10 protein-coding genes and 1 pseudogene are annotated in these 17,990 nt (G+C 59.9%); 1 reads left to right on the top strand and 10 read right to left on the bottom strand.

Annotation, left to right across the window (positions count from 1 at the left end; genetic code table 11):
• The 10 genes from LRG07_RS12375 to LRG07_RS12330 form a co-directional block, all read right to left on the bottom strand.
• On the bottom strand, positions 1–447 hold a 447-nt coding region (locus LRG07_RS12375), incomplete at its 3' end, for a hypothetical protein (RefSeq protein WP_238642518.1).
• 235 nt (positions 448–682) lie between these two features.
• Positions 683–907: a WGR domain-containing protein gene (locus LRG07_RS12370; RefSeq protein WP_238642517.1), complete on the bottom strand. Its 225-nt coding sequence runs from the start codon at positions 905–907 to the stop codon at positions 683–685.
• Between the two features lie 1,911 nt (positions 908–2,818).
• The gene (locus LRG07_RS12365; protein WP_238642516.1) at positions 2,819–4,483 is read right to left on the bottom strand and encodes a hypothetical protein; all 1,665 of its coding nucleotides are present in this window, start codon (positions 4,481–4,483) and stop codon (positions 2,819–2,821) included.
• 512 nt (positions 4,484–4,995) lie between these two features.
• Positions 4,996–5,493 carry a hypothetical protein gene (locus LRG07_RS12360; RefSeq protein WP_238642515.1) on the bottom strand — a complete coding sequence of 166 codons (498 nt, stop codon included), beginning with the start codon at positions 5,491–5,493 and terminating at the stop codon, positions 4,996–4,998.
• Positions 5,494–6,046: 553 nt separating this feature from the next.
• The gene (locus LRG07_RS12355) at positions 6,047–7,981 is read right to left on the bottom strand and encodes a PAS domain-containing sensor histidine kinase (RefSeq protein WP_238642514.1); all 1,935 of its coding nucleotides are present in this window, start codon (positions 7,979–7,981) and stop codon (positions 6,047–6,049) included.
• A complete protein-coding gene (locus tag LRG07_RS12350) occupies positions 7,959–11,111 on the bottom strand; it encodes a PAS domain-containing protein (protein WP_238642513.1) in 3,153 nt (1,050 codons plus the stop codon). The genes LRG07_RS12355 and LRG07_RS12350 overlap by 23 nt, the downstream gene beginning before the upstream one ends.
• Before the next feature lie 1,775 nt (positions 11,112–12,886).
• Complete coding sequence (locus tag LRG07_RS12345; protein WP_238642511.1) at positions 12,887–13,453, bottom strand: hypothetical protein; 567 nt, start codon at positions 13,451–13,453, stop codon at positions 12,887–12,889.
• 169 nt (positions 13,454–13,622) lie between these two features.
• Complete coding sequence (locus tag LRG07_RS12340) at positions 13,623–13,943, bottom strand: hypothetical protein (RefSeq protein WP_238642510.1); 321 nt, start codon at positions 13,941–13,943, stop codon at positions 13,623–13,625.
• A gap of 326 nt (positions 13,944–14,269) precedes the next feature.
• Positions 14,270–16,012, bottom strand: a complete 1,743-nt coding sequence (locus LRG07_RS12335) for a DHH family phosphoesterase (protein ID WP_238642508.1) — start codon at positions 16,010–16,012, stop codon at positions 14,270–14,272.
• Between the two features lie 50 nt (positions 16,013–16,062).
• A complete protein-coding gene (locus tag LRG07_RS12330; RefSeq protein WP_238642506.1) occupies positions 16,063–16,410 on the bottom strand; it encodes a hypothetical protein in 348 nt (115 codons plus the stop codon).
• A gap of 846 nt (positions 16,411–17,256) precedes the next feature.
• Here LRG07_RS12330 and LRG07_RS12325 point away from each other — a divergent pair.
• Positions 17,257–17,990 (top strand): annotated as a pseudogene (locus LRG07_RS12325) (GGDEF-domain containing protein); the annotation flags it as partial.

The raw sequence follows: 17,990 nt of genomic DNA, 5'->3' as shown, positions 1-17,990 counted from the left end.
TCTACCTAGCTGGTAATCCGCATCATGCTCGATCAGTAAAATCCGGACACCTTCAACTGCTACTTCTAAGCGCTGATGGATCTGCAGGGCCTCGGCGAGAACGCCAAGCGCCTCATCCCGGACCGCTGGGTCCACGCCTTCGCTAGCGAGAAACGAGTCGGCCACCGCGCGGAACACCGCACACTGACCCTCAAGTAGCAGCTGAGCCTCCACCAACCGGGCTTCACTGCCACCATCGGGGTCGAGCGCCTTGTCTCTGCTCGCGCCGCTGATCCACCGCTGAAGCCGATACGCGACGCGGGTGCAGCCCTCCAGCTCTGCGCAGGCTTCTCGAAAGGTCGGGCAGGAATGCGATTGTGAGATGACAAACGTGCTCAGCCTATCGATATCTCGGGCCAACTGGGAGCACCAACTGCGGAGAGTGGCGGCATCATCGTTGTTGGACATGTCGTTGGGCCCTCGTTCCATGGTGGTGCGCCGGAAAGCAGACCACCCAGCCAGTGCCTGCAGCATCGCGGCAGTCTTCGATCCTGTTAGAAGCTTGAACACATATACAGCAACAGTGCTCATCGTTCAACTCACGCCCTTGGCCGCTCGGCCTGGCTGGCACGACCACGGGGCTGCGCCCCCCGGTCTGCAGTGGCAGTTTTTCGACCGCTACGCAAGGGAGTTTCCGTTCGGATCACCGGCTTTCCAGTTCGTAACCGAGGCGCTCTTTTTGTTCGATGATCCGGATCTGTTCATCCTCTGCCGCCCGCATGGATGGAAAAGGTTTTGATGGACCCTGGCGCCCAAGAGAGCCAACCTTCCCCCAGCGGCAAACAAGTACTGCGGCATCAAACAGGTCCTCGCGCACCTCCACGTTGTACCAAAGCTCCCCCTTTTCAGTCTTTTTGTTCATGTGCATGATATTCTCCCTGTAAGTCGAATGATGTTTTTTGGTTCGGTTTATTTGATACAGGTATCACCGCAGGCCGGAAGCGAACGGCACTCTGTACCAAGTTCTTTCAAAGCAAGCGGTCCCGCAGCTTCAATTTACTGGGCCTCGCATTGTTGGCCTCACTGGTGAGCCTGTGCATGTTGGACCTTCAAGTAGAAGTAGAGAGACCTGTGCAGGCCCGGCAGTCAGGGCAAAACATGCTGGATCAGAGGCTCCGAACGGCAGGATCGATCCTGATTGATCACGGTCTCCGCCCCGCCAGGAGGGAAAGCTGGCGGGCCGAGTTGAATGTGGCGAATCGGGTACAGCCGGTGAAAATCGATGAGCGGGGTTGGAATCGAGGAGGAAGGGCAGGCCCCTTCCCTCCTGGCGGGGCGGTTCTTGGCGACCTGGAATCGGCTGCGTCTAAGCAGGCTTGTTTCCCAGGGTGTAAGCGCCGGTGGAGTACGAAATCAGATACGGGTCCGGCTGCCGGGCCTTTCCGCTGACTGCGCTGGTTGTCATGGCGTTTTGGATGTCATCGTTCCCCCCCGCCAGGAGAAAGGGGCCGCGAATCCTCCTGGATTTCAATCAAGTTCATCGGCGTTCTGCGATATTGCTAGGGCTAATACTCTGATCTCGCTGGCAAGCGCGGTTCCATAACTGACTGTACCTCGCGCTCTGCGGGTAGTTTCAGTTATGCTGCCGGTCCCCGCGGCTGAAATCAGAAGATAAAAGATCCGCTCTGGATCAGGGTTGCTTAGCGGGGTTTGCCTAGGGCACACAGGTGGCGACCCCTGCTTCCCTGGCGGGGTGGTCTTGGGTCCTTAGTCAGTGTTGGTCATGCCCATAGGCATAGGCCTTTCCGTATCAAGCGGGCCGAGCACAAGATACCACTACACTGACCACAGGTTTTGTCCCTGCCGGCCACAGGAGTTGCCGCCCCTCTTTTACGCTACCTTTGCCCCGACCAAGGTCGGTTCATCTTGGCGGAGGCATGCCTACCCGGAACCAACCATGGATCATCGCGTACCTTTTCCATGCGGTATGTAATCCTTGTAATTCGCCTTGTACACCCTTCAGGCTGTTCGTAAGTACCTGTTCCTACGATTGTTGTTGTTTTTGTAATCCTGTAATCTCGTAATCTATAAAATTGAGACAAGCGAACCAGATTCCATCTAACGGGTGCACTGAAGTGGCGAGATGTCATAGACAAGGTATCTGTATCACAGATGGCGAAAAAAGAGGCGATTACAAGATTACAAGATTACAGTTCGCCTACGACATGTTGTTCTTGGTTATGTGCGTAGCTCAGCGTGCGCCTGATGCTGGGCTTGGCCTGCAGAAGCGGTACGGCGAGTCAGGGGGCAAGCACGGGCAGAGCTCCGGTGGAGGGGTGATAAAAATATATATACGGTCATTTCCGGCCCGGCGACAGGCATTTTCAGCTGCGTACAAAATCAGGTTGTTTATTTGCTCGTGGACGCGTGGGCGATATCCGACCGCCTGACCTTTTGGGTTTACAACAAACATCGGCGCGGCAACTCTCTCTAGAGGGGATTCGGACAACTCTAATGCGCCGCGTGGTAAAGGGTTGTTAGCATGCCTGCCCGGCTGTGCAAACCAGGCGGTCATCGCAACAGCCGAATGGGGCCGGGGTTATCTGAATCGCGCCTAAGGTTTCTCTCCGAAGCAGCCACCAGTCTTACACCTAGCGTCATCCGAAATCACCAACAGACAAGTAGGTGGTGACCTGGCAAGTGGCGTTAAGTTTCTTAACATAACTGCAATCTCCGCCTTCTGAGTTGATGCCTTTAGTCGTCTGGGCCTACGCAGAAGTAGCAACTCCCTCTGAAATGAAATCCTGCGTCAGCTGAAAAAATTGAATTCTTTTAAAGCCTAGGAGCCGTCTTGAATCAGCACCGAGGTTGTTGGTTTGCCGTTTATCCTGTATGACTTGACTCCCGTTCCGTCCGCTGACAAGTTCTTAAAGATCTCAGTCTTTTTGTTCTTCAGGTGTGGGATCTCCTCAGGTGCTTTGCTCTCGATAAGAAAATCGTGCAGCATTTTAGCCGGGTTTTTCAAAAAAAGGCGCTTCTTCGCAGTGTCTTGAATCAGGAACGGAGAATGAAATCGTTCGGTTAAAAGCCATGTCCGGAACTCATCGGAAATCGCTTCAAAGGAATCCTTGAGGTCGCTGAGCTCTTGAGAAATGCTGTGCCTTCTATGAAAATCATTTAGGTACTTCGTTGCCTCTCGGTCTGCCAAGTCTCGTCCCATAGAACGATAAAGCGCCACTTGGTGATTGAGGTGCTCCGCCATCCAGGACGTAACTGAGCTCCGGTAGCTCGTGGTGTTTTCCCTGAAGAGATCCCGCTCGTTAAGGGTCCCGGTCTTACGGATGAAGCTGAAACGCCGAGAGAACTGTTCCTCGACTCCATGATCAGTGGCCATATCCGGAACATTGTCCGCGGAGGTGAAAAGCTTCGCGAAAACGGGGACTTTCGATGCCAATTGATGTTTCGGTGCAAGCTCGAGTGTGTGCTCAAGCTGTTTGATTTCGAGTTTTATGGAATTAAACTCGTTTACAACGAGCACCCATGAACGTATGAAATCGCGAGGCGTCTTAGCGACCGGCGACCCTTGGAACATTTTTTGGATCTCCGTGACAGAGAGCTCCACCACAAGGCCGAGATCGGCTAAGCAGCTAGTGAAAAACCCTTTCCCCCAATCAGAGTCTGCACGCAGCCAAAGAAAGGCTTTTTTTCTGTCCCTAGAAAAGCGGGCGGCGGCAAACATATTGAGCACGTCGACACATTCCGGGAAGTGCTCCTTGAAATCTTCGATGATGCTTGGGTCTGGCTCGGTGGTCTTTTTAAAACCGGTGTGTGGGATTGTAATATGTACACTGTTTTGTTTGACTCTAACTCCGGGTTTGGAGGCGAACATATCTTCTCGCCACATGCTTCTGCTTGCCTGGGCTGTGGACTTGAGCTCGGTAAAAAACTCATCCCACGGCATCCTGGTGATACGGCGCACTTCTCTTTGTGTTTTGTCCCGAGAAGTTTTGGGGGGCTGTATAGAAATAACACGCGACTTGATGAATTCGGTGTTTGCAATATCTCCGAAGCGGTCTTTGAGAAAGCGAGGGACATCCTTCTCCTTCAAAACGACATAAGAACCGTCATCGTTAATACAAATAAAATCATATCTCGAGATGTCGAAAAAACACCGTTGGAAAGCGTTCTGGATGGGCGTTTTGTCGATGTTCAGGGCTTCAAGCTTGTCAGCGTCTTCCTCCTCGTCAATGTCCAGCTCACGACACATTGTTTCTTTGATCACACTTTGGAGGCGTGCTGCTTTTTCTGCGAAGGTATCATCGTCATCTTCAGGCTTCCAATAGGCTCCCGTGACCGAGCCACCCCAGAAGAGTGCCAAGGGCGAAACAGACATGTCCCCACGGATGGCCTGCAGGGCATTGTCCTTGTTTTTCTTCGAAGACTGCGGCCAAAGTGGGCCGCCGCGCACTTCGCTTGTAGGTTGCTTTAGCTGTGATTTCAGCATGATCCTGCCTCTTTCTAGTCGTTTGGTTGATGCCTCGGGTCTGTGTTCAGGCTTGAGGCCTCGTCGAGCTGTTTGGGGCTCTGTAGGGACTAGGTGAGGCTGTGCAGAGAATCCGGGGTGTTGGGAAAAAAAATGGCCATCGGCGGATCGGCCGTTGGCATTGACTGGGCCGATGGCCCGGAGTCTTCGGCTCGGGCGTGCCGCGTCGGGCTGGAAGGTGGGAGCCTTGGCGGCGGGTGTGTTCGGCCCCGAGTCGGGGGGGGCCGGATGATGGTCATCGAGTGTTCGAGGTTGTGCATTCGATGGCCGAAAGGTGCGGGAGTTATTGCCGTTGGTACGCAAGCACTTGGCTGTAAAAGTGGAGTGTAGTCGCTCCGGCGATCCGGAAGTCGGAGCTTAGGTTTCTGGCTGGATGGGGAGTCTTGAAGGTCTGTCGAAGGTGCTCGCGCGCTCTGAAAGGAGCGGTGAGCAGTGCCACCGCTCCGCGGTCACGTTAAAGAGGAGATGTTGTGCTAGTCGTCATCCTGGTCCCGCGTGAAGGCATGTTCCTGGTTCTGCGCACACAGCCAAACAGCCTTGAAACGCTTCAAGAGGTCCTCTCGCTTGCGGATCAGTCGCAAAGCCTCCTGAATGAGTTCCTCAATCTCTGGGGTATAGGTCGGGCTATTACGGATGCTTCGGAGTGGATAACGGATGGTCTTTGCGGACCAGACCATCAATCGCCCGTCCCGAGGCGAGGAGCCCCTGATATTCTTCTTGCTCGGCTTCGCAAACCATTGCTTCCACGTCGGGTGCGGGCAACCGGCGCAGTTTCGGCCGCAAGAGTTCATATACAAAAGAACGGCACCCGGAACTCTGTCTTGGGCAGCCCGCAGTCGCTGCTCGATGTATAGGAGCTGCTGCGTGATCAACGCCACCAATGCAATGCAGTACTCCATTCGCTCGATTAGGCGGTCAACCCCGCCGGATTCGGAGCCATTCTGGTCAATTGAGTCATCGTCTGAACACATCCCGTCACTCCTTTATCAAAGTCCATACGTTGAGGGCATGCCTTCTCAAGACCCTGCGGAAAGCCCTGAATCGGATACTTCTCCGCTCTTGCGCTCGTCCATGCTGAGAACCGGTCAGGCATGGGGAGCGCGAGGCCCTTGAGTTCGGCTGCCTCGGCCCATCTCACGCAGAAACCTCGGTGCCGGTGGCCGCAGCTGGAAGGGCCGCCGGTGCGCCGGCCGTCCAGGCTGCAGGTAGGCACTCAAGATCCCCGCTATGGTGATAAGGGAAGGGAGTGCAGAAAAAAGCGAGCGATCGAGATGGGGGAAAGCTTTGGGAGAGGCGACCAGCGCGCGCTGGCCTTGATGCGGCTAAACTGCCACCGGGTTGAGGGGGTTGCATCGAGGGCTGTGGCAGGGCTGGTAAGGAACTCCAGACGGTAAGGGCCATGCCCGGGGCACGCGTTGGTATCCCATGAGCCTGGCCCGGTTCGTCAGCAACGCGCCCGGAACGCCCGGCTGCGCCCGTTCTCGGTCATGCCCCTCATCCCTGGCGGGGGAGAGAGAGGGTTGCTCACGCGGCTTCTGACCGAAGTCGAGCGAGGAAAAGCCAGAGTTCTTTGCGCTCGATCGGCTTATTGAGATAGGCATCGCAGCCGAGGCCAAAACACTCCTGCTGAAAATGCTCAAGCGCATGAGCGGTGACCAGAGCGATCGGCGTATGCGCTAGGGCGTGCTCAGCCTCCTGTTCCCGGATTTGCCGCAGCGCCTCGCGACCATCCATCTCGGGCATCTGGAGATCGAGCAGGATAAGGTCGGGTCTCGATTGTTCCCAGTGCTCGATGGCCTCCCGGCCGTTCTCCACCCAGGTGACTTCCTCGCAGCCGGCCTGGGTGAGCAAAGACTGGATCAGCAGGGCGTTGGTTGGCTCATCCTCGGCAACAAGAACGCGCAGGCCGCTGCCGGGAGACGTGCTTGTATCAACCTCAGCCTCCTGAGAAGTGTTTTGCACCGGGGAGGCCGAGGGGGCCGACGGCATGATCACCGTGAAGTGGAAGCTCGTTCCGCGGCCCGGCTCGCTCTCCACCGAGATGTCCCCACCCATTAGCTTCACCAGCTCCTTGCAGACCTTCAGCCCCAACCCGCTGCCTTCCTTGCGGGCAAGGGCAGGGCCGGCCTGCCGGAATGCCTCAAAAATCTGGGGCTGATCCTCTTCGGGGATGCCGACTCCGGTATCCGCGACGGTGAAGTGGAGCTCCTTCTCCGGTGAAGCCCGCTCGACCTGCACGCGGATGCCGCCGGTCTCGGTGAAGCGCAGAGCATTGCTGACCAGGTTGTAGAGCACCTGACTGAGGCGCACCGGATCACCTCGGACCCAGCAGGGCACGTCGGTGCTGGAAGACCATTCCAGATACAGGCCCTTCTGCTCAGCCATCGGCGCGAGAAAGCCCAGCTGGGCATTCATGAATTCGCACAGATCGAAATCCTGCTCGCTTAGCTGAACACGGCCGGCTTCCAGCCGCGAGAGCTCCAGGACGGTCTCGATCAGCCCCAGCATGGTCTGGCCGCCGGCCCGGCAAAGGTCAACATGCTGACGCTGCTGCGGATCAAGCTCGGAGTGAGCCAGCTGATCCAGAAACCCATGGATGGAATTGAGCGGCGTGCGCAGATCGTGGCTGACCGCGGCGAGGAACATCCTCTGATCCTCGAGCGTGCGCTGGCGCTCTTCTTCCAAAGCCCGGCGCTCGCTGATATCGCGCAGGATTCCGGCGGCGTGCCAGTGTCCAGCAATCTGCACCGGCGCCAGGGTCAGCTCCAGGGCGACCTCGTGTCCGTCACGGTGGATGGCCACGACCTCAGCCTGTTGGCCCACGCGGGTTTGGCCGCCGGACTCTCGGAAATAGCGCATACCCGCCTGCATGGCCGCCCTGTGGCGCTCGGGGACGAAGCGGTCATGGAAGGGGGCGCCCTCAAGCTCTTCGGCGCGATAGCCGAGCAGCTTCTCGAAGGCCGGATTGCAGTACACCAGCCGGTCCTCGGCATCGATCAGCACGATGGCATCGCGTGCGGCGGTGGTGATGGCCTGGAACTTGGCTTCGGCGGCTTGATGCGCCTGTTCGAGATGGCGCCTGGCGGTGATGTCCTCAAGGATATGGACGGAGTACCGGTAAGCCCCCTGTCCGTCCCGAGCGACATACGAGCGCGATAGGAAGGACCGGCCATCCGGGACGGAGAACTCCTCGGCGGTCTCGGCGCAGCCGGTCTCGGAAGCAGTGCGTTTCCCGGCCGACACCTTGGTCATGGCCGACTGACAGCCGGGCAGGGGGCCCACGCCGCGGGGGAAGACGTGCCAGTAGGGTTGGCCGATTACCTCTTCGAGCGTGGCGCTGGCCTCCTGGAGGTATGCGCGGTTCGCCCGCAGGATGCGATACTCCTGATCGTGGAGGAAGATCGGATGCCCCATGGCATCCATGGCATCGTCCCAGCTAGGAGTGGGGTTCGCGTCCATCGGGCGCTCCTGGCGTGGTGCCGTCATCGGGCTTTCGCAGCAATCCCAGCGATTCGATCCATTGCCGCAGCTCTGTGCAATCCAGCGGCTTGCTCAGGTATGCATCGAAGAGACCGGTCTCAAGGACCGACTCCACCTCGCTGCGGGCATAGGCAGTGTAAAGGGCAATGGCCACGCGGGTGCGCCCTTGGGCCCTCTCTTCAGCACGGATGCGCTCGGCGAGTTCATCGCCATCGAATCCAGGCATGTGGCGGTCGAGGACCAGGGCATCAAAGCGCCGCGTTTGCCAGGCCTGCAGGGCGCTGTGTCCATCGTTCGCCGTGGTGACCTTGCATCCGAGTTGCTCGAGCAAGGCCCCGATCATGCAGACATTCACCGGCTCATCATCGGCCACCAACACATTCAGTGTGCCGGCCGGAGCATCCCCGCCAGGGGGAAGCGGGGCATGGCCGCAGTCCGAGCCGGCGTTCTGGGTCGCCTCGGGCGCCGCAACCGGCGGCAACGGGAGCGTCACGGTGAACGTGGAGCCGTCCCCGGGCGTGCTTTCCAGCGCAAGCTCCCCGCCGAAAAGCTCCGTGAGTTCGCGCACAATGGCCAGTCCCAGGCCATGGCCGCTGCGCGAGCCACGGTAGCCGGCGCGATCGAAAGCCGCGAAGATGTGCTCCTGATCCTCTGGGGAGATCCCCGGCCCGGTATCACGCACCCGGAAGCTGATCCGTTCATCGGGTTCTGCGCGTACCGTCAGATCGACCTGGCCCTCATGGGTGTACTTGATCGCATTACTGAGCAGGTTCGAAAGGATCTGTCCCAGCCGGGTGGCATCGGCTTCCACGGATTGCGGCACGCCAGGGTCGATGGTGCAAGAGAACACCAGGCCGTGTTCTTCAGCCAGGGAGTCGTACACGCTGTGCTGGCTCTCGATCGCCGCACGCAGATCAAAAGGCGCCGGGCTCAGTTCCAGCCGGCCAGCCTGCAACCGGCTGAGATCGAGCAGCGAGTCGATCAGCTCCAGCAGGCGAGCGCTGGCTCGGCGGCAATGCTTTACATACTCCTGGCGCTGCTCTTCGTCCAGATTCGGTTCGGCGAGCAGCTCCATGAATCCGGTCAACGCATTGAGCGGGTTGCGCAAGTCGTGACTGACCGCGTTGAGAAAGGTGTTCTTGGCTTTCAGCGCTTCGGTGAGTTGATGCTGCAGGGTCCGTTGCTGGGTGACATCCTGGGTGGTCCCGCGCACGATCCGGGGGCGCCCCTTGGCATCGAGCTCTGTGTGACCGCGCCCAAGCAGAATGCGCTCGCTGCCCTCCGGGCCAGTGATGCGATGCTCGACATCGAAAGCCTGGCCGGACAGGGCCTGCTCCAGGGCTGATTGGACCTGTGAGCGGTCGGGCTCAAGGATCCGGGCGAGATACGTCTCCAGATCCAGGGTCTTCTCTCCTGGGTCGATCCCGAAAAGCTCGTAAACCTCGCCCGAGCAAAAGAACGACTTCGACTCGACATCCAGGATCCAGTGCCCGAGGCGGGCGATGCGCTTGACCTCGCGTAGATCCCGCTCATGCTCGCGCAGTGCGTGCTCGGCCTCCTTGATTTGTTGGATATCAACGTGGGTGCCCACCATGTAGATCGGCGAGCCATCCGCCCCTCGGCGCAGGGTCTGACCACGATTCTGCACCCAGAGCCAGCTGCCATCGGCACACCGGTAGCGGAACTCCATGGTAAAAGGGGTGCCCGCGATTAGGTGGCGCTCGAAGATGGGAAGGATGCGCTCCAAGTCCTCGGGGTGGACGAGAGTCCGCCACTGGGCATAAGTCAGAGCGCCCTGTTGCTCGGGGTCAAAGCCGAGCATCCGCCAGGAGGCCGCGTCCCAAGTGGCTCGATCAGCGGCAACGTCCCACTCCCAGACCCCGAAACCGGCCGCCTCCTGAGCCATGCGCAGACGCTTCTCATGGGCAAATTGAGCCGATAGATCGATACAGGCACCAATCCTGCCGACAACCTCTCCGCGTTCATCCAACAGGGGGACGACATTCACCTGGGCTCGGAATCGTTCACCGTTACCACGGGTCAGGTCGTACTCCTCGGAGTGAGACTGGCCAGCCTTCTGCAGGGCGTTCACCGCTTCGGCGACGTGTGCCTGATCCCCAGGATCGTGGAAGTCGAGAAAGCTTTTGCCGATCAGCTCATCACGCGAGCAACCCAGTATCCACTCGGCACTGCGGCTTGCTTCGCGCACTACACCATCCAGGTCAACCTGGGCCACACCGACGCCCGGGATGGCCTCGAGGATTGACTCCAGTTCCTGGCGCCTCGCGTCACTGCGTTGCAGCGCCTTGCGCTGCTCAGTGATGTCCTGAATAGTCCCCTGGATGATCCACTGGCCGTGCTCATCCTGCCAGCGCTGGGCGATCTCGCGGACCCACAGCGTGCGGCCGCCGGGCTGAACGATGCGGTACTCGCCCTCGCAGGAGAGCAGGGAGGGATTGTTCTCGAACTGGAATTCGGCGACCTGGTCTCGATACCCCTCGGCGACCCGGGCGATGAACGATTCCCAATCCGGTGGTGGTCCCTTCGGGTCGAAGCCGCAAAGCTCGTAGGTCATAGGCGACCAGATCAGCTTCCCGGTCTCCGGGTAGGCAACCCAGTGTCCGATGGCACCGATCTTCTCGGTTCGCCCGGCGCGTTCCAGGGCCTGATCACGCGCCTGGCGCTGGCGCTCCTGTTCGGTGACATCGTGCTCGAGCCCGACCAAATGAGTGGGGTTGCCCTCGGCATCGCATTCCACTCGGCCGACTGAGCGTAGATGCCGGATCTCTCCATTCGGGCGCCGGATTCGGTAGGTCAGATCCCAGGGCGTATAGTGATAAAAAGCCTTGCGATAGCAGGCCTCCACCCGTGCCCAATCCTCCGGGTGAACATGCTCACGCCAGATCGCCTCCGTCCACGGAGCATGATCAGCGGATGCTTCTGTCCCCGGATACCCGTAAAGCGCGAGGAGTTGCGCATCGGCCGTCACTCGGCCCGAGTCAAGATCCAGCTGCCAGAAGCCGGCCCCTAGGGCTTCGCGGAGCAGGCTGAGCTGGGTCTGCGCATCTGATGGCGCGTCTCCCGGCGCCTGTTCTCTGAGCCTGTCCACCCGTGCGTTGATCCTGCGATGATGACCCGACAAGCGGCAGAGTACCCCAACCGGCCCATGACCACAAAAAACGTCCTTGTTTACGGGGCTGGGCGTGATGACGCATGTTCGGGAGACAGCCATGGCGTGGCCAAGCTTTTGCTGTGTTCGACTGAGCTGCCTGGGAAGGGCAGTTGGTGTGCCCGTATTCCCGCGGTTGCCCTTCTCCTCGTAGACGAGCAGCACCAGGTCACGCCCCTTGATACGGCGGGCTAGGGGTTCCTCAGCTTTGAGAAGAGCGATTCGACCTCCCAACGGTGTGTCGGCTGCAAGCCACTGCGTAAGATCCACCCCCGAGGTGGCCCCGAAGGCCGAGCAGATCGGTATTTTGACACTTTGAGATCATGGAGTGATGTCGTACATACCGCGCCGTGATCTTGAGCCCTGCTGCCCGGGGCGCCAGCGTGGCCCGGGTCCGGGCCCTGCCTCCCACGCCCATCCACCCCCACCCCTTCCTCCTGGAGGGGAACCAAGGAACCCCCACAGTAGAGAGCCACCGACCCTTCTTGAGCCACGCACCCGGACCGCTTTTCGCAAGAGAGAGCCACCACACCCAGGGGGTAGACACACCCGTTCGCACAGGACCCCAACACCCCGTTCGCAAGCCACCGCACCCAGCGTTCGCAAGATAACTTCCCCTGCGAAAAGCCACCGCTCACCGAGCTCGTTCGCAACGCTTCACAAGGGGAGTTCGCAAGCAGCAGCACAGGGAGTACAGAGGGAGAACCCAACCGCACATCCATCCCCAAGGGCACCCCAGATAGAGGCCCCCGGCCAGGAAGAAGGGGAGGCAGACAACCCCACTTAGCACCGCCGTAAGGATGCAACGCGCCGCACCCTTCAAAGGCCCCGCAGGGGGTTTAAGAACCACCGGCGCCGGAGAATGAAGGGGCCCTCATATTTTCATTCCCAATCCCTCAGATCGCAGTCGCCAGGCCCCTTCAGCAAGCCACCGCCACCAACCCTCCCGCGCCCCCACGCTCAGGCTCATCCATAACCCATCCAAGCCATCGCCCATAACCCCAAGATCCCTCAGCCCATAAGCGCAACGCAGCCCAGGTCTCGATGCCCCCAAAAGGGGTTCAATAGCCACGGGCGCTCAGAGTGAAGTTGCCCTCAGATATCCATTCCAATCCCTCAGAGAGCAGTTGCCAGAACCCCGGCACGAAAACCGAACCCAGGCACCACGCAAAATGCGCCGAATCCCCCGGAGACAGACACGCAATTATCAAGATCAGGCCCTCGGCGGGAGGCCGCAACGCGCCCAGCGCTTCATCTGTCCATCATGGGTTCAATAGCCGCCAGCATCGGAGAGTGAAGTTGCCCTCATATTTTCATTCCAATCCCTCAGAGAATAGTCGCACCCCCGCCGAAAACCCCCAGCCGCCAGCACAGCCACCCACGCCCATAGCCCACAGGCGCCCGGCCCGGAGAGTGAAGTCGCTCTCAGAGGGGTCAAAATCGGTCAAACCGGTCAGAGTGAAGGCGCCCTCGGATGGAGAGGGAAGTTGCCCTCAGGAGGGATCTGGAGCGCTCTCAGGGGTGCCGGTAGGCCGTGGAGAGAGGTGGCGCTGAGAGGGGGGGTTCAGCGCAGGGTCGAGTGAAGGTGTTGGGGGGTGTTTCGAGATGCGCAGGTCGGTCCATCTTCGGTGGGGTCGCCAACCTTAGAAATAAATCATCGCGAATCTGGTCCGGGCGACCCTGTCCAAGATGGGGGCCGCCCGAACCGTGTGCCGCTAGCTATTTCCGTGGATCGGCGTGACCTTCTCACCCTGGTACGCAGAGGGGTGATCAGCCCGGAATTGCTCCTGCCCCTTGATCAGATCCTCGAGGTCATCTTGGGGCAACAGCACGGTGCCCTTGGCCTTCTCGTACATCCGCACGAAAGCGACCTTGGCATCGGTGTGGCCCTCCTCGTAGAACTCAGCCGGGAACAACGGCCCGATCTCTTCGTCCTGAGCAATAAACCGCAGGGCCCGATCCAAATCCTGCTCGGCCGAGCGATCTGCGGGCGAGAAGAAATCCGGCGGGATCTGGTCAGCCAGGATCATCGCACCAATCGGTGAAATGCCGAGATAATGGGCGATCCGGCGAATCACATTCTTGCTGATCTTGTCGCCCGTGATTCGTCCAGCGCGCAGGTGGGTAAAATACCCATGAGAAACGCCGAATCTGTCTGCGAGAACGGCATGGTCATCGCCACGAGTGCTCGCCTCATCAAAAAGCATGCGAACCAAAGCATAACCTGGTTCCGTGGTATCAATAGACAGGCCGATGCCGCGCTTGCGATTTTGCTTGCTCACAGGTTGCTCCCGTTTGCTTGAGAAGTGGAAAATGTTCACATGAAAAAGTATCTGCTAGAGTCGAGAAAAAATCAAGGGAAGTCCGAAGAGGGCTAGCGATAGATTGCACGCCGAATTGCTTTTTGATGGTGGTCCTTCACCTCCTGTTATCATCTGAGTTATGGGAAGTTCACAGTTGATCATAAAACATCCTGGTTTTTTCGATGCTTCTCGATGCCATCAGCAGGCGACGAAGAAGGTCACTGATTGACGAGACAGATGCCATGCACACATGCCTCTCGAACACCGACCCCGCCAGCACGCACCAGGCGAGCGCGAACGATTTCGCGCGCCGCGCGAACGGGGTTGCGAAAAGCTTCGGTTTTGCCGCGAACACTTTCGCGAGCGAGGTTGCGAATTCTTTCGCGAACGGCGCTGTAAACCGGCCATCCCAAAAGGTGGGCCCATGGAGCTTCGCCGCTGAGAAGCGCTCACTTTTTGCACGGCTCACTCGGGCTGTTCGCGCCGGGCAGCTCCGGCTGCTTACACCCCACTCCAGCCATCTTCTCGCGGAGCAGGACGAAGCGGCGCGTGCGCATGGATCGTTCTTCGTTGAGGTGGCTAGAACGGAAATCCCGCGCCCCGATGGTGCATCGTGCGCTGAGCTCAGCTACGGAGAGGTCTGCACCTTCTGGGATCACGTGGTGATCCGCTGAGGGCGCCTGAATCCGGGGCCGGCCGTGCTGCGCCAGAGGCTGCTCAGACACCTTGTCCACTCCGCGGACAGTGAACCAAGAACCACGTCCCCGAGCTGCTGCCCCTGGGCGGGGGATGCCGTTACGCAACCTCGGTGACCTCCTCAATGGAGCCCATGGCAAGTACCTGCAGTTGAAGCCGCTTCCCACCCTCGTGCCGGGCAACACGAAGCCGATAGACCATCCGCACGGTCTGGCCGACCTGGGCGGCCATGCTTCGCGGGCAATAACGGTGGATGGCCTCGACCTGATGCTTTGTGGGCTCGGGCGTGCCGGCCGGGATCAAGGTGTAGAGCGTATGCTCGTCTGCGGCCCCGGCGGAGCGCTGATTGACCACGAGAAAGCGGGAGTCGAAAGTCGGCTCTTCAAACCCATCACCCCATGGGCCGCCGGCCTCGACAGCCAGAGCCAGGTCGAGCGAGAGGCCGTCAAGGCCCGGGTCGCCGTCGGAATAAATGACCGGTGCGGGGACTTTGCCACCCACCTGCTCGGCAACGGCCTCCTCAAAGCGGTCGGCCAGCCGTGGCCGATTCCAGTGGTCGGCGGTCAGCTCCACGTGGTTGCGCAGTTGCCGGTGATCAATCAGTACACGGCTGCCCTGGCGCTGGAGCGTATCGAAGGCATCGCAAAGGTCGAACGGACTCATGGAGTACGCAGCGCCTTGGAGCCAGCCTCCAACCGAGGTAAGCGCGATCACCGGCCGATGGAGTCTCTCGGCAAGCCGCCCGGCCAGGGTGCTCATCATCGACTCTGGCCAGTGCTCGGCATAGACGGTAGCCGAGAGCCGTGTGGGGTCGTCCAGCTGCTCCATGGCTTCCTCAAGCATGCTCTGCTCGAGGGCCGTAGCGCGTGCATAGCTGTCATCGAGGTCCCGGGCCAGCGTCTTGGCCAGTTCCTCGTCCTCGCTCAGGAGGCAGTCGATCACAAGGTGAAGATCGCCATGGTGGAATCCGGCGCTGATGCGAGGGTGGATCTCCTCACTCAGATCCGCAGAGCCCGCCGAGAACATCGGGCGCTGGGCAACGTCAAAAAGGGCTTGAAGGCCGGGGCAGGCGAACCCGGCTCCGATGATCCTCAAGCCGCTGCCGGCCAGATGCCGGTTGCATGGGTCCAACGGCATCTTCGCGGCGATCGTTGCTGTGGCCACGATATCGAGCAGCCAGCGCGCCTCGTAGTCTCCGGCCGGGTGCTCGCGGTGATGAGCGAGCGCGCGGAGGGCGGAAACGATGGAGTAGGCAACGGCGGCGCCGCACAGGTGCTGGGCCGGGAACGTGTTCTCGGGCAGGGCAGGATTGACGATAGCCACGGCATCTGGCCTCGTTCCGCTGGGGTGGTGGTAGTCCGAGATGATGACCTCGGCGCCCAGGCCATTGGCATGCGCCACGCCTTCGCTGGAGCCGGTGCCGTGGTCGATGGCGACGATCAGATGCGGTGCGTGATCCTCGAAAGCCTGGTCGACCATCTGCCGGCTCAGACCGAACCGCTCGCGCTTTGAGCTCTGCAGGTAGTAACGGACATCCATCCCCATATCCCGGAGTCCGCGATAGGCTACGGCCAAGGAGTAGGCGGCGTCCGGGGCGCAGTCCGCGATGAGCGCGACCCGCTCGCCATTGTTGAGAGCCAGGAACAGCCGCTGCGCTGCCGGGATCAGCCCCGGGAGGCCCTCAGGGCTCGGCAGCTTATTGATGTCGTACTCGAGTTGTTTGGCCTCGCGAATGCCGCGCCGAGCATAAGTTTCGGCCAGGAGCAGCGGGCCGATCGTGCGTTGAAGCCGCTCAAAGGAGAGTTCATCGACGAGTTCCCTGCGGATGATCCGGGGGCTCATGGCCACCTCCGTTTTCTGCACTGTGTGTTCTACTGTTGGTTGAGAAGCGCTTAAGCGCGCCCGGCGGCCATAAAGCTTGTGCCATGCAGGGCCCGGAAAGAGCGCGGCGGGGGCAAGTTGTCCGGGGCCAGCTCATCAAGCCAGCTCTCGAGGCAGTGCTGCAGCTGCGGGTTGATGATGGTCTGCAGGACTCGCGCATGCAGGCGCTGGCGAGCCTCGTAGGCAGAACCTGTTGGATACGATTGGAGTTCCCGTTGGAGCCAGACGTAAACGGCCATGTAGCCTTCCGGCGTTTCAGGTTCAAAGCCCATATGAAGGGCAAGTAGCTCGCCGAAGAAACGATCCAGGGTGATGCGCAGGCGGCCCTGGTCGGCGGTTCGGAGGTTGTAAGTGTTCATCCAGATCCTGCTCCTGTGGTCATGGCCGAAATCACGCCGGCGAGAGGAGCTGCGTATCAGAGGTATCCGCTCACGATTTCGCCTTGTTTCGATTTGATGTGCCCGTCTATTTAAAGTAATCCGAGTTTTTCGATCTGGCAAGAAAAAGAGAGCGCAGAGGTTCCGGGCGATGTCCAAAGTGTGATCAGAGAGGTTGACTCTGGGGTGATCGAAACAATGTTTGGCAAACTGCGTTGGGATCTCAACGGTGGCGCTTGCGCGCCTTGAACAAGGAAAAGGCACGCCACGGAACCTCGCCGTTTGCCGCGTTGTGGAAGCGTTGGAAGCCGCGGGAATTCAGATCATTGAAAATGATCCGGCGGGCGATACATGAATCGGGTTGAGGTTAGGACAGGAGGGTCGCGCAATTTCGGCGTTGAGAAGAGGGCGCACTGCGGGTGATTGGATCACTTAGCCTCCGGCTCGGAGGAACCCCAAAGTGCTGGTAGGATGGGGCGTTTTGGAGGGTGGCGTCGGGCGGAGCTGCGAAGTGGCTCACTGGTTTTTGAGCTGGCCGGCGCACGCATTTTTCCAGAGAAGGTTCTGTGTGCCGCGCGTCAGGGCGCCTGGGGACTGAGCCCAGCGGTCGGGATCTGGCGCGCCATCAGTGTCCAGCGGCTGCGCTGGCCTGATAGCTGGATGTCCACAGAGAGGTAAAGGAGAGCAGCTCACGGTGCCGCTGCTTCTGGTCAGGGAGTGAACGTGCTGAAAACGCTTCGCCGATTCCGCAAGAGGTTGAGTCTACGGGCCTTGTTGGCCTTGGTCGTGATCCTGGTCGCTCTGGGTACCCTCTCAGGGACCGCTGCGGTGAGTCTGTTCATCTACGAGAACCTTCTACGAGATCAGGCACAGCGCACTGCAGAGGTGACCGCCGAGCATACTTTCAGCTCGATGTTCCAGGTCATGCGTCGCGGTTGGGGGCGGGAGGATCTGGAAGAGTACATCGGGGCGCTGGAGCAGACCTACGAAGAAAGTCCGCTCTGGGTTCAGCTTTACCGTGGTGAGCTGGTTGACGAGCTCTATGGCCGCGTTGACGGCTCGGTGGAGCCGGATCCGGTCGTTGATCAGGCCTTTAGCACGGGTGAGGCTCAGCGCCGCAGCGATGGGGGGCAGCAGCGCCACGTGATGCCCGTCGAGGCACGCAGCGAGTGTCTGGATTGTCATACCAATGCCGAAGTTGGCGAGGTTCTCGGGGTCGTCGGGGTCACGCAGGATCTCGACCCGGTGCTCAGTGAGGCTCGCACCGGCTATGCATGGCTGTTTTTCACCGTTGTCCCTCTGGCCCTTCTCGCGGGTACGGGTGCGGCCCACTGGGTGAATCTGCGCCTGACCCACTCACTGGAACGCTTTAGTGCTCAGGTCGAGCAGGTCAATGCCGTTCGGGATCTTGAGAGTTTCCAGCCGAAAGCGATCAACCTAGGTTTCTTAGAGCTGAACCGGGTCATGCACCAGGTTGATGCGCTCATTCGAAGGCTGCGGTCGGTGGCGGCGGACAAAGCGATTCTCGATGCCCACCAGCGCCAGCTGGAAGAGCAGCAGGG

The sequence above is a fragment of the Halorhodospira sp. 9622 genome (assembly GCF_022228025.1).
GTDB classification, from domain to species: domain Bacteria; phylum Pseudomonadota; class Gammaproteobacteria; order Nitrococcales; family Halorhodospiraceae; genus Halorhodospira; species Halorhodospira halophila_A.
The sequence above is the reverse complement of the archived record's forward strand: the minus strand, read 5'-3'. Positions and strand labels throughout refer to the sequence as shown.